This is a genomic window from Pseudomonas defluvii (genome assembly GCF_001695625.1).
GTDB lineage: Bacteria > Pseudomonadota > Gammaproteobacteria > Pseudomonadales > Pseudomonadaceae > Aquipseudomonas > Aquipseudomonas defluvii.
Genome location: NZ_MBPN01000130.1, coordinates 1 through 11,479 on the forward strand (window position 1 = coordinate 1; position 11,479 = coordinate 11,479).

The following is an 11,479-nucleotide window of genomic DNA, read 5'->3' on the forward strand; positions in this document are numbered from 1 at the left end:
GGCCTCATCGGCTTTCTTTGACTCGGCCGCCTTCGCAGCTTCCTCGGCTTTCTTCGCCTCAGCCGCTTCACGGGCCGCTTCAGCCTTCTGAGCAGCTTCTTCTTTCTTTTGTTCCGCAGCCTTCACCGCTTCCTGCTTTTGCTGCTCGACCTTTTTCTGCTCCATCTGCTCGACTTCGGTCTGGCGCGAAGCGGTTTTCTTCGCTTCCCCGGCAATCTTCTGATTGGTCTGGGTGGTCGCCTGACTCTTGGACTTGAGCTGGTACAGGGTTGCCTGGACGATAGGCTTGGCCGGCGGCAGCTCCGGGGTCATGGCAAAACTGACAAACAGCATGCCGAACACCAGAACGTGCAGCGCGATGGCCCATACACTGGGCCAGAAATAGCTTTCCGAGGCGGATGGCTCTCGCTGTTGCATCAGGGCGCCTCGGTAATCAGGCCAACGTTACCGACACCCGCTTTCTGCAACCCGCCCATGGCGCCCATGACCGCGCCGTAATCGACGGACTTGTCGCCACGGATGAAGACCTGGGTCTGTTTCCCCTGGTCACGTCCGGCAGCGATGATCTTGGTCACCGCGTCGGTCATTTGCGGCAAGGTCATTGCCTTGTCCATCTGCTTGTCGGTGTCGACTTCACTGCCAAGGTTCCAGTAATAGGTCTTGTCAGCCTTGATCGATATGGTCAGGACCTGGACATTGTTGTCCTGCGGCAAGGCTTCACTGGAAACCTTGGGCAGATCGACCTTCACGCCCTGGTTGAGCATCGGTGCGGTGACCATGAAGATGACCAGCAGTACCAACATCACGTCGATGTATGGCACCACGTTCATCTCGGCGACCGGCTTGCGTTTATGACGAACTCGGGCCATTGGTTTTTACCTGATCACTCTTCGCTGGTATGCACTTTACGGTGCAGGATGGCCTGGAACTCGTCGGCAAATGTGTAGTAACGACCGATCAACACTTCGCTGCGCGCAGCGAAACGGTTGTAGGCGATAACCGCCGGAATCGCAGCAAACAGGCCGATCGCGGTTGCGATCAGTGCTTCGGCGATACCTGGCGCAACGGTTGCCAGCGTGGCTTGCTGAGCGGAGGCCAGACCGCGGAAGGAGTTCATGATCCCCCAGACCGTACCAAACAGGCCGACGTAAGGGCTGGTGGAACCCACGGTTGCAAGGAACGGCAGGCTTTGCTCGAGCTTTTCCTCTTCACGGGAGATGGCGACGCGCATGGCACGACCCACACCTTCCATGACCGCATCAGGATCGACACCCGGCTGCTGACGCAGACGCGAGAATTCCTTGAAGCCGGCACGGAAAACCTGCTCTACGCCGGAGTCCGGATCCGGGTTGCTACCAGCCTGGCGGTACAGCTTGGACAGGTCGATACCTGACCAGAAGCGCTCCTCGAAGTTTTCCAGCGCACGGCGACCGGCACGCAGCATGGTGCTGCGTTGAAAAATCATGATCCATGAGGTTACCGATGCGGCCACCAAAGCCAGCATGACCAGCTGTACAACGATGCTGGCATTGCTGACCAGGCTCCACATGGAGGTATGGTCGACGACGTTAGCTTCCACGCTTAATCTCCTGCATTTGAATGTGTACCCGGGCCGCCCGCTTCGACAAATGCCGCTCGCAGCTCGGAGGGAATGGCCCTGGGTTTGAACGTATCGGCGCGCACACAGGCCACCAGAAACTGCCCTTCGCAGAGCAGCGTATTATCGTTTTCGCGCCAGACTTGCTGCACGAAGCGCAAGCTGGCTCGATTCAGCTCGAGCACCTGCGCCGTCACCCGCAATTCATCGTCCAGACGCGCTGGCGCGTGATAACGCGCCTCGCTGGAATGCACGACAAACAACATGTTCTGTGTCGCCAACTCCGACTGGGCAAACCCCAGGTCACGCAACCGCTCAGTGCGGGCGCGCTCCATGAACTTCAGATAGTTGACGTAATACACTACGCCACCCGCATCGGTGTCCTCGTAATAGACGCGACAGCGATGTGCGAATGGCTCAACCCCATTTTGCGCGCGCATACTCTAGTGCTTACTCCTGAACTTGCCAATCCGCGCCGGCAACTGTTTTTATCGAATATGTCGTATTGCCAGCTCAACCCTTCCATGCCTGGCAATAGGACCACGAAAACGCGAGATAAATCTGTCACTCGTCAGCCGGAGCGGCGAAACCGTCGTCACGACCCGCCTCACCCGCACGAGCCGGAATGTTGAGGCCAAAGTGCAAGTAAGCATGCCGGGTCACCACCCGCCCACGCGGCGTCCGCATGATATAGCCCTGCTGAATCAGATATGGCTCCAGGACATCTTCGATAGTATGCCGCTCTTCACTGATCGCCGCGGCAAGGCTGTCGACACCGACTGGCCCACCATCAAACTTTTCGATCATGGTAAGCAGTAGACGGCGGTCTTGATGATCAAAGCCACGCTCGTCGACATCCAGCAGGTTCAAGGCCATATCCGCGACAGGCTTGGTGATATGCCCCTTGCCACGTACTTCGGCATAGTCACGCACCCGACGCAACAGCCTGTTGGCAATCCGCGGGGTACCACGCGCGCGCCGAGCGATTTCGAATGCGCCTTCGTCCTCGATTGGCAAACCCAGAATGCCACCGGAGCGGCTGACGATCGTCGCCAGGTCCTCCGTGCTGTAAAACTCCAGGCGCTGCACAATACCGAAACGATCACGCAACGGGTTGGTCAACATCCCCGCACGCGTGGTAGCGCCAACCAACGTAAACGGCGGCAGATCGAGCTTGATCGAGCGAGCAGCCGGCCCCTCACCGATCATGATATCCAGCTGGAAGTCTTCCATTGCCGGATACAACACCTCCTCCACGATCGGCGACAACCGATGAATCTCATCGATAAACAGCACATCATGCGGCTCAAGGTTGGTCAGCAGCGCCGCGAGGTCGCCGGGGCGCTCCAGAATCGGGCCCGAGGTGCTTTTGATCGAAACCCCCATTTCCTGGGCAATGATATTGGCCAATGTGGTTTTACCCAGCCCTGGCGGGCCGAATATCAGGGTATGGTCCAGCGACTCATTGCGCCCACGAGCAGCTTGAATGAACAGGCTCATTTGCTCGCGCACAACCGGCTGACCGATGTACTCGGCCAGGCGCAATGGACGGATAGCCCGATCCTGAACTTCTTCTCGATCACGCCCGGTGGCTGCAATCAAACGGTCTGCTTCGATCACTTAGATCATTCCCTTCAGGCTGCGGCGGATCAGTTCTTCACTGCTCAGTCCCTTGGCGTCCACAGCGGCCACCGCCCGACTGGCCTCCTGCGGCTTGTAACCCAAGGAAATCAGCGCACTGACAGCATCCGACTCGGCGCTGGAGACTGGCGCAACCGGCAGCGGGCCATTGGGCACCAAGGCGAACAGGCTCGGCGCGGTCTCCCAGGCCTTGAAGCGATCCTTGAGCTCAACCAGCAATCGCTCGGCCGTCTTCTTGCCAACCCCCGGAACCTTGACCAGCGCTGAAGCATCCTGCGCCTGAACACAGCGTACCAGTTCATCGACGTCCAGCCCTGACATCAGTGCCAGCGCCAACTTGGGCCCCACACCATTGAGCCGGATAAGTTCGCGAAACAACTCGCGCTCACGCTTCTCATGGAACCCATAGAGCAGATGAGCGTCCTCTCGCACCACCAGATGGGTGTGCAAGGTCACCGTCTCACCCACCTTGGGCAGGCGATACAAGGTCGTCATCGGCACTTCCAGCTCATAGCCAAGGCCGTTGACGTCAATAATCAAGTGCGGAGGCTGCTTTTCAGCCAACGTCCCGCGCAAACGTCCAATCACGTTTCGATCCTTTCCAAGGGTGACAGCAACACGCCGCTCACCTTAACAGCACAGACAGCAGCACGGGACAACGCACCGGCAAAATCTACCTGAACCCATGCGGCGTTCAGAGCCTCAGACGCCCGCTGCGGCTGCGGGCGCTACCCAACCCATGCGGCACCAGACTGGATCGGGTGTGCGCATGGCACAGTGCAATTGCCAAGGCGTCGGAGGCATCGATCTGTGGCTTTTGGGTCAGTTTGAGCAGGTGCATGACCATCATCTGCACCTGCTCCTTGTTCGCCCCGCCCGTACCGGCAACCGCCTGCTTGACCTGAGTCGCCGTGTACTCGGCAATCTCCAGCCCCTCCTCGGCGGCGGCGACAATGGCCGCGCCACGCGCCTGGCCAAGCTTTAGCGCCGAGTCGGCATTGCGTGCCATGAATACGCGCTCAATACCCATCGTTACCGGCCCATGCGCCTGGATAATCTCGCGAACGCCGCGATAAACGATGTGCAAGCGCTCATGCAGCTCTCCATTGCCAGTGCGAATGCAACCCGAGGCGACATACTCACAGCCACGCCCGGTATGTCTCACCACACCGTAGCCGGTAATCCGCGAACCTGGGTCGATACCAAGAATCAGAGTCATAACGCCCGCATGCACAATGACGCCTTGATGCGCCGGTCAAAAGACAGAAGCCGGACCGCAGCCAGTGCAAGGCAATGGCTGCGGTCCGGCTTCGAACAAAGCTCGTAACAAAAGACTCAGGCGAGCTGTTCCATGATCTCGTCAGGAATTTCCGCATTGGAATAGACGTTCTGCACGTCATCCAGGTCTTCCAGCATATCAATCAGCTTCAACACCTTCTGCGCGCCATCCAGATCCAGCTCGGCACTGGTAGTCGGCTGCATCACGATTTCCGCATCTGCGGCCTTGAAGCCCGCCGCTTCAAGCGCACTGCGCACTGCATAGAAGCTGGCGAAGGAGGTAAAGACATCGAAGGAACCATCGCCGTTGTCGACCACATCATCGGCGTCGGCCTCCATGGCCGCCTCCATCAGCGCGTCTTCATCGACACCGGCAGCGAAGGATATCTGCCCTTTGCGCTCAAACAGGTAGGCCACAGAACCATCAGTGCCCAAGTTGCCGCCACACTTGCTGAAGGCATGACGCACTGCTGCAGCCGTACGGTTACGGTTATCGGTCATGGCCTCAACCATGATCGCCACGCCACCCGGACCGTAGCCTTCGTAACTGAGCTCTTCAACGTTGTCGGCCTCAGTGGCACCGGCACCCCGCGCAATGGCGCGGTCGATGATGTCACGGCTCATGTTGGCACCGAGCGCCTTGTCCAGTGCCAGACGCAAACGCGGGTTGGACCCCGGATCGCCACCGCCTTGTTTGGCAGCAACCGTCAGCTCACGAATCCACTTGGTGAAAATCTTGCCTCTCTTGGCATCCTGGCGCTCTTTGCGGTGCTTGATGTTCGCCCACTTGGAATGACCTGCCATAACGCAACTCCGAATTCTGCTTGAAACACTTACCGGGCATGCCCAGCAGCTTTGTTACTACCGAAACGCAAGGGCGCATCCGAAGATGCGCCCTGTTTTCGCCTTACTCAGCCTTCTGCTGTTCGCGCAGTCGGATGTGCAGTTCACGCAGGGCCTTGGCATCGACCACGCCAGGCGCCTGGGTCATGACGCAGGCCGCACTCTGCGTTTTCGGGAAGGCGATCACTTCACGAATCGACTGGGCGCCGGTCATCAGCATCACCAGACGGTCCAGGCCGAAGGCCAGGCCGCCGTGTGGCGGTGCACCGAACTTCAGTGCATCAAGCAGGAAGCCAAACTTCTCTTCCTGTTCCGCCGCCTCGATACCCAGCAGACGGAAGACCGCCTGTTGCATTTCCTTGCGGTGGATACGAATCGAACCACCGCCCAGCTCGGTACCGTTCAGGACCATGTCGTAGGCACGCGACAGCGCAGTCGCCGGGTTCGCCTCAAGCTCCTCAGGGGTGCATTTAGGCGCGGTGAACGGGTGGTGCAGCGCGCTGAAGCTACCGTCTTCGTTTTCCTCGAACATCGGGAAATCGACAACCCACATAGGAGCCCACTCGCAGGTGTGCAGGTTGAAATCGTTACCGACGCGGATACGCAGGGCACCCAGCGCTTCACTGACCACCTTGGCCTTGTCCGCACCGAAGAAGACGATATCGCCATCGACCGCACCGACGCGATCGAGGATCACGTTCAGGTTGGCTTCCGGGATGTTCTTGACGATCGGCGACTGCAGGCCCTCGACACCCTTGGCGCGCTCGTTGACCTTGATGTAGGCCAGGCCCTTGGCGCCGTAGATACCGACGAACTTGGTGTACTCGTCGATGCGGCTACGCGGCATGCTCGCGCCACCTGGGACACGCAGCGCGGCAACGCGGCTCTTCGGATCGTTGGCCGGGCCACTGAATACCTTGAAATCGACTTCCTTGAGTTGGTCGGCGACATCGACCAGCTCCAGGGGAATACGCAGGTCTGGCTTGTCCGAACCGTAACGACGCATGGCCTCTTCGAAGGTCATGTGCGGGAACTCACCGAATTCCAAGTCCAGCACTTCCTTGAACAGCTTGCGGATCATGCTCTCGGTCAGGCCCATGATCTCGGACTCATCGAGGAAGCTGGTCTCGATGTCGATCTGGGTGAATTCCGGCTGACGGTCGGCACGCAGGTCTTCGTCACGGAAGCACTTGGCGATCTGGTAGTAGCGGTCGAAACCCGCCACCATCAGCAGTTGCTTGAACAGTTGTGGCGATTGCGGCAGGGCAAAGAAGCTGCCTGCATGCGTACGGCTTGGCACCAGGTAATCGCGCGCACCCTCAGGGGTGGCACGGGTCAGGATTGGCGTTTCGACGTCAAGGAAACCGTTTTCATCAAGGAAACGGCGGATGCTGGACGTGATGCGCGAACGCAGACGCAGCTTGTCGGCCATTTCCGGACGACGTAGGTCGATAAAGCGATAACGCAGGCGCGTCTCTTCACCAACATCGGAATACTCATTGAGCGGGAACGGCGGGGTTTCCGCTTCGTTCAGCACGGTCAGTTCGTAACCCAGTACTTCGATGGCACCGGAAGCCATGTTTGGGTTGACCGCTCCGGCCGGGCGCGGACGTACCTTGCCGGTAATCTGCACCACGTACTCGCTGCGCACGCGATCGGCGGCAGCAAAGCTGTCTGCGCGATCCGGGTCGAACACGACCTGGGCCATGCCTTCGCGATCACGGATATCGAGGAAAATCACCCCGCCGTGGTCGCGGCGACGATGGACCCAGCCGCAAAGGGTAATTTCCTGACCTTCCAGGCTCTCGTTCAGTTGGCCGCAATAATGGCTGCGCATCATGATGGTGGTTTCGCTTCTCGTCATTCGAAAATTCAGTGGAGGTCTTGGCGCCGCAAGGGGCTAATAGTGCAAGACCCTGCCGGTGCAGTTCAACTCAGTCAGCCTTGTCGCCGCCTGCAAGATTCTTTTTCGCGCCGGTCTTGAAATCGGTTTCGTACCAACCGGTACCGCTCAGGCGAAAGCCTGGCACGGACAGCAGCTTTTTCAGCGCTGGCGCCTGACAGGCCGGACAGTCGGTCAGTGGGGCAGCGCTGATCTTCTGAAGCACTTCCATCTGATGATTGCAGGAAGCACATTGATAGTCGTACAGGGGCATGAGGACGTCTCGCTAACTACGCTGCGGGCCTACGCCTCGCAGTAAAAAGCGCGATTATATATGGTTAAGGAAGGCTGTGCAGCCCGCCAGCATCCCACCGGGCGAATGATTCTAGGCCTCGGCAGCCCTGCCAAGCAGGTAGACCACGCAAATGACCCGCACCAGACCGCTGAAATTTTTCACGCCACCATGGCGCAGGTGCACCTCCCGGTCCACATAAGAGAGCACGCAATTGACCGTGCAACCATTGGCAACCGCAATACGCTCAAGAATCTTCCAGTAGACCTCCTCCAGTCGCAGGCAGGTCGCAAAGCCATTCAAGCGCACCGAGCGCGACAGCGGTTGTGCCAGGCTCATATTGAAATCCGCTTCGAACGGATCAACGGTCACCCCGTGAAAGCCAAGTGCTCCTCGAGCATCGCGACTCAACATTCGAGACATATCAGTACCACGCTTTATAAATAAGAGAACAAATAAGCGACTAACGCCGCACGCCCTCTTATAAAGCGCCCAACATAATTTTCATTCTAGAAGAACAAAATGCTATTGCCGTAGGAGCAATCCGCCAGACACGAGATAAAAATTCTACCGACGAAACACTTCCCTGCGCGCCGACAACAGCGTTATAAATAAAAAAGCCTGACCCCTAAAGGGCCAGGCTTTTTAATCAGACAAGGAAATATTGCCTGATTAACACCCAAACATTACTTATCCAACAACACGCGCAACATCCAGGCGGTCTTTTCATGCACCTGCATACGCTGAGTCAGCAGGTCGGCGGTCGGCTCATCACTGACCTTGTCGAGCAGCGGAAAGAGGCCGCGCGCGGTCCGCACGACCGCCTCCTGGCCCTCCACCAGCTGACGAATCATTTCTTCAGCCGACGGCACGCCTTCCTCTTCCTTGATGGAAGAAAGGCGCGCATAGGTGGAATAAGTTCCCGGCGCAGGAAAGCCCAACGCACGAATACGCTCGGCAATTAAGTCCACGGCCAAGGCCAATTCGTTATACTGCTCTTCAAACATCAGGTGTAGCGTACGAAACATTGGACCACTGACATTCCAATGAAAGTTATGCGTTTTCAGATACAAGACATACGTATCCGACAACAGACGGGACAAACCTTCCACGATAGATTTGCGGTCTTCTTCACTGATACCGATATCAATTGCCATGTCATTCCCCTTCCTATGGTGCCTGCTCATCAAGCAGGTATGTTTGCCACTCTACCAAGACTCGCCTACCCCTGCAGCCTTCCCGGCAGCCCTGCGACAGATTGCAGCGGCAGAATCAGCCAAACCTCATGCCATATGAGCCGCCGCCGACCGCCGATTTGAGAACCCCCAAGCTTTGCTGTTAAATAGGTAGCGTGTTGTCATTACCAATCATCCAGGCCATGACGCATAGGCTGCTCCTCCATGTTTTTGCGCCCTAATGTGCACCTGCGCGCCATGGAGCCAGCTCTTACTGTGATCCTCCTTATACAATGTGAGCCAACCACCATGTTCAAGATCGTCCACATCCTGACGGGCGCAGCCGCTTTGCTGCTGTCCTTAATACCCAGCCTGAGAGCCGATGCGGCACCTTTCCTGCAGCAACCGGACGCCGTCTACCTGGCACTCTTCGGCCTGCTCAACCTGACCCTGGCTCCAGTGGCAACGCTGCCGCGTCCTCGCCAGCACCTGCAACAACTGGCAAGCGCACTGCTGGTACTGGCAGTGGTTCTGCAAACCATCACCCTGCTTGCCCGCCAGGACATGGGAAGCCTGCCCGCCCTGATCTGCGCAGTACTTGCGGTCATTACCCACCTGATCGCAAATCTGGTAAAACCCCGCCCCCTTCACAATCAAGCCCCCAACTACGACATGAGCAATCGTGATACAGGCACCGTGAAGTGGTTCAACACCTCTAAAGGCTTCGGCTTCATTTCCCGCGACTCTGGCGATGACATCTTCGTTCACTTTCGCGCCATTCGCGGGGAAGGCCACCGAGTACTGGTCGAAGGCCAGCGTGTTGAGTTCTCGGTCATGAACCGCGACAAGGGCCTCCAGGCAGAGGACGTGATTGCCGCACCACGCCGCTGATTGCACACAATAAAAAACCGCGACAGCCTGGCTGATCGCGGTTTTTTTGTACCCGCTGAACGGTACTCTCAATAATGCGGAGGCGGCGCTTCCTCTTCAGCGCTCTGGTACTGACCTACCATCTCCTCATAGCGCTTGAGCAACGCCGACATTTGCAACTGCAGGCGCTCAACCACACGTTGCTGCTCGACCAGCACATCATTCAATGCCTGAACGGTGTCGTCCTGAAATGCCAGGCGGCTCTCCAGTTCCATGATTCTTAACTCAAGGGACATGGCTCAACCCTCCACGACTTGAAAATCATTATCCAGCGCCATCTTCAGGCGCTGGCGAATTTCGGCAAGCTGCTCTGCCGTGTACTCACTGGCAGGCGAATGCCCCCACACCGGCGAAGGCCAGGCCAGATCACTCCGACGCCGAACAATGACGTGCATGTGTAACTGACTGACCACATTCCCCAGCGTTGCCACATTCATCTTGTCTGCGGCAAAGCTGTCTTTGAGGGTTTCAGCCAGCTCAGTCGTTTCCTTCCAGAGCTGCTGCTGATCACCCCCATCAAGCTGAAACAACTCACTGACTTCAGCACGGCGAGGCACCAGAATAAACCAAGGGTAGTTCGCATCCTTACTCAGTAACAGACGGCAGAGCGGAAAATCACCCAGCACATACGTATCCTGTTCAAGGCGCGGATCCAGAACAAACACGGCACATCTCCCGACAGTCGATAACCCGTCTCACTTGCATTGACACCAAGCAGACCACTACATGCAGAATACCGCTGTTCATCCGACAGAGCACGACCGATCAAGGCCACACGCATCAGCAGCGCCAATTTATTGAAACAAAAGCCCCTTAGTTACGTAGCTAACAATCTAACGGTAACAGAAGCGCTACTTTTCGCACCAAAATGACGCCACCCGCTCCAGCCGAATGCAGCGAGTATCCAAAATCTACCCAACACCCGTTGCACCGACAGTAACGCCCACGTGAAAACCCGAAAAAAGCCTTATGTCATTAGTACAGAACCGATCAAACCAAGCGATCTTAGCCCCCCGCGTTTTCGGCATTTGCAGGCGTTTTCGTAAAAAAAGGTGAAAAATTTGTGAGACCGACACTGCTTTGTGCACGCTTGTTGCATTCATTGCTGACCATAGTCGACACAGCACCAGCCTGAACACGGTGAGTGCGACAGATAACAACAGCTGCATGGGTAACCAGGGAGTTGCTGGCGCCGAGGGTTAGATTATTTTTACCTATCCTTAAGCCGCCCAAAACAGCGCTGGAGTTCTACGCCCCGTAAAACCGGGACGTGATTTGCGACAGGGACAACACTGTTTGCGACATGACCGTAAAGTTACCGAAAGGTTCATTTCGCAAGTATCGCCAACATGCGTCAGCGTGATATACATTCCGCCGACGCAAAAAAAGAAAGAGCCGCCCGCATAAAAAAACCAGTTGGGCTGGCAGCAACTCTTCCTAAAAACCAAAGGAGCAAGTCACGATGCGCGTGATGAAGTGGAGCATTATCGCCCTGGCCGTAGCCGCGGGCACCTCACAACTGGCAATGGCATCTTCCCAGGATGAATCCAAGGGTTTTGTTGAAGACAGCGCGCTGAACGTCAAACTTCGCAACCTGTATTTCAGCCGTGACTACCGTAACGGTTCTAGTGAGGGCATTGATAAACCTGGCCAGAGCCGCCGCGAAGAGTGGGGCCAAGGCTTCATCGGTACCTTTGAATCGGGCTTCACCCAAGGCACCGTTGGTTTTGGTGTAGACGCCATTGGCTTGCTGGGTCTGAAACTGGCTCTTCGCATTTAAGGGTGTAGAAAAAATCTGACCGGCTGGAAAAGGAGTCGAGGATCTTAGAAAATGTAAGCTC

15 protein-coding genes and 1 pseudogene are annotated in these 11,479 nt (G+C 57.1%); 2 read left to right on the plus strand and 14 right to left on the minus strand.

Annotated features, from left to right (window positions below):
- From tolA to EKA13_RS23555, 12 genes are all read right to left on the minus strand, one after another.
- The coding region (gene tolA / locus EKA13_RS23500; protein WP_100250159.1) for a cell envelope integrity protein TolA at positions 1-420 on the minus strand (420 nt) is incomplete at its 3' end.
- A complete protein-coding gene (gene tolR / locus EKA13_RS23505; protein ID WP_065761580.1) occupies positions 417-869 on the minus strand; it encodes a protein TolR in 453 nt (150 codons plus the stop codon). The genes tolA and tolR, both read right to left, overlap by 4 nt.
- Positions 870-883: 14 nt before the next feature.
- On the minus strand, positions 884-1,579 hold the full coding sequence (gene tolQ, locus EKA13_RS23510) for a protein TolQ (protein ID WP_065761581.1): 696 nt from the start codon (positions 1,577-1,579) through the stop codon (positions 884-886).
- Between the two features lie 2 nt (positions 1,580-1,581).
- Complete coding sequence (ybgC, locus tag EKA13_RS23515; RefSeq protein ID WP_065761582.1) at positions 1,582-2,037, minus strand: tol-pal system-associated acyl-CoA thioesterase; 456 nt, start codon at positions 2,035-2,037, stop codon at positions 1,582-1,584.
- Positions 2,038-2,161: 124 nt separating this feature from the next.
- Entirely contained in the window at positions 2,162-3,217 is a 1,056-nt protein-coding gene (ruvB, locus tag EKA13_RS23520) for a Holliday junction branch migration DNA helicase RuvB (RefSeq protein ID WP_065761583.1), read from the minus strand.
- A complete protein-coding gene (gene ruvA, locus EKA13_RS23525) occupies positions 3,218-3,826 on the minus strand; it encodes a Holliday junction branch migration protein RuvA (RefSeq protein ID WP_065761584.1) in 609 nt (202 codons plus the stop codon).
- A gap of 106 nt (positions 3,827-3,932) precedes the next feature.
- Entirely contained in the window at positions 3,933-4,457 is a 525-nt protein-coding gene (gene ruvC, locus EKA13_RS23530; RefSeq protein ID WP_065761585.1) for a crossover junction endodeoxyribonuclease RuvC, read from the minus strand.
- A gap of 116 nt (positions 4,458-4,573) precedes the next feature.
- A complete protein-coding gene (locus EKA13_RS23535) occupies positions 4,574-5,320 on the minus strand; it encodes a YebC/PmpR family DNA-binding transcriptional regulator (RefSeq protein WP_065761586.1) in 747 nt (248 codons plus the stop codon).
- 103 nt (positions 5,321-5,423) lie between these two features.
- Positions 5,424-7,199, minus strand: coding sequence for an aspartate--tRNA ligase (aspS, locus tag EKA13_RS23540; RefSeq protein ID WP_065761594.1), 1,776 nt, complete (start codon positions 7,197-7,199; stop codon positions 5,424-5,426).
- A gap of 94 nt (positions 7,200-7,293) precedes the next feature.
- The gene (locus EKA13_RS23545; protein WP_065761587.1) at positions 7,294-7,515 is read right to left on the minus strand and encodes an FmdB family zinc ribbon protein; all 222 of its coding nucleotides are present in this window, start codon (positions 7,513-7,515) and stop codon (positions 7,294-7,296) included.
- A 111-nt stretch (positions 7,516-7,626) separates the two neighbouring features.
- A complete protein-coding gene (locus tag EKA13_RS23550; RefSeq protein ID WP_065761588.1) occupies positions 7,627-7,956 on the minus strand; it encodes a ribbon-helix-helix domain-containing protein in 330 nt (109 codons plus the stop codon).
- A gap of 263 nt (positions 7,957-8,219) precedes the next feature.
- On the minus strand, positions 8,220-8,690 hold the full coding sequence (locus tag EKA13_RS23555) for a Dps family protein (RefSeq protein WP_065761589.1): 471 nt from the start codon (positions 8,688-8,690) through the stop codon (positions 8,220-8,222).
- Between the two features lie 327 nt (positions 8,691-9,017).
- Between EKA13_RS23555 and EKA13_RS28680 the strand changes: the two genes are divergently transcribed.
- A complete protein-coding gene (locus tag EKA13_RS28680; protein ID WP_065761590.1) occupies positions 9,018-9,599 on the plus strand; it encodes a cold-shock protein in 582 nt (193 codons plus the stop codon).
- 68 nt (positions 9,600-9,667) lie between these two features.
- On the opposite strand, the gene EKA13_RS23565 is transcribed toward EKA13_RS28680, so the two are convergent.
- Both EKA13_RS23565 and EKA13_RS23570 read right to left on the minus strand, forming a co-directional pair.
- On the minus strand, positions 9,668-9,874 hold the full coding sequence (locus tag EKA13_RS23565) for a SlyX family protein (RefSeq protein WP_065761591.1): 207 nt from the start codon (positions 9,872-9,874) through the stop codon (positions 9,668-9,670).
- 3 nt (positions 9,875-9,877) lie between these two features.
- Entirely contained in the window at positions 9,878-10,303 is a 426-nt protein-coding gene (locus EKA13_RS23570; protein WP_065761592.1) for an HIT family protein, read from the minus strand.
- A 797-nt stretch (positions 10,304-11,100) separates the two neighbouring features.
- Here EKA13_RS23570 and EKA13_RS23575 point away from each other — a divergent pair.
- Positions 11,101-11,403: pseudogene (locus tag EKA13_RS23575) on the plus strand (OprD family outer membrane porin); the annotation flags it as partial.
- Positions 11,404-11,479: the final 76 nt, after the last annotated feature.

What these genes read in the sequence shown, in the direction of transcription:
- EKA13_RS28680 (WP_065761590.1), top strand. Translation starts at nt 9,018, where the DNA reads ATGTTCAAGATCGTCCACATCCTGACGGGCGCAGCCGCTTTGCTGCTG.
- EKA13_RS23545 (WP_065761587.1), bottom strand. Translation starts at nt 7,515, where the DNA reads ATGCCCCTGTACGACTATCAATGTGCTTCCTGCAATCATCAGATGGAA.
- aspS (WP_065761594.1), bottom strand. Translation starts at nt 7,199, where the DNA reads ATGATGCGCAGCCATTATTGCGGCCAACTGAACGAGAGCCTGGAAGGT.
- ruvC (WP_065761585.1), bottom strand. Translation starts at nt 4,457, where the DNA reads ATGACTCTGATTCTTGGTATCGACCCAGGTTCGCGGATTACCGGCTAC.
- EKA13_RS23535 (WP_065761586.1), bottom strand. Translation starts at nt 5,320, where the DNA reads ATGGCAGGTCATTCCAAGTGGGCGAACATCAAGCACCGCAAAGAGCGC.
- EKA13_RS23555 (WP_065761589.1), bottom strand. Translation starts at nt 8,690, where the DNA reads ATGGCAATTGATATCGGTATCAGTGAAGAAGACCGCAAATCTATCGTG.
- tolR (WP_065761580.1), bottom strand. Translation starts at nt 869, where the DNA reads ATGGCCCGAGTTCGTCATAAACGCAAGCCGGTCGCCGAGATGAACGTG.
- EKA13_RS23565 (WP_065761591.1), bottom strand. Translation starts at nt 9,874, where the DNA reads ATGTCCCTTGAGTTAAGAATCATGGAACTGGAGAGCCGCCTGGCATTT.
- EKA13_RS23550 (WP_065761588.1), bottom strand. Translation starts at nt 7,956, where the DNA reads ATGTCTCGAATGTTGAGTCGCGATGCTCGAGGAGCACTTGGCTTTCAC.
- ybgC (WP_065761582.1), bottom strand. Translation starts at nt 2,037, where the DNA reads ATGCGCGCGCAAAATGGGGTTGAGCCATTCGCACATCGCTGTCGCGTC.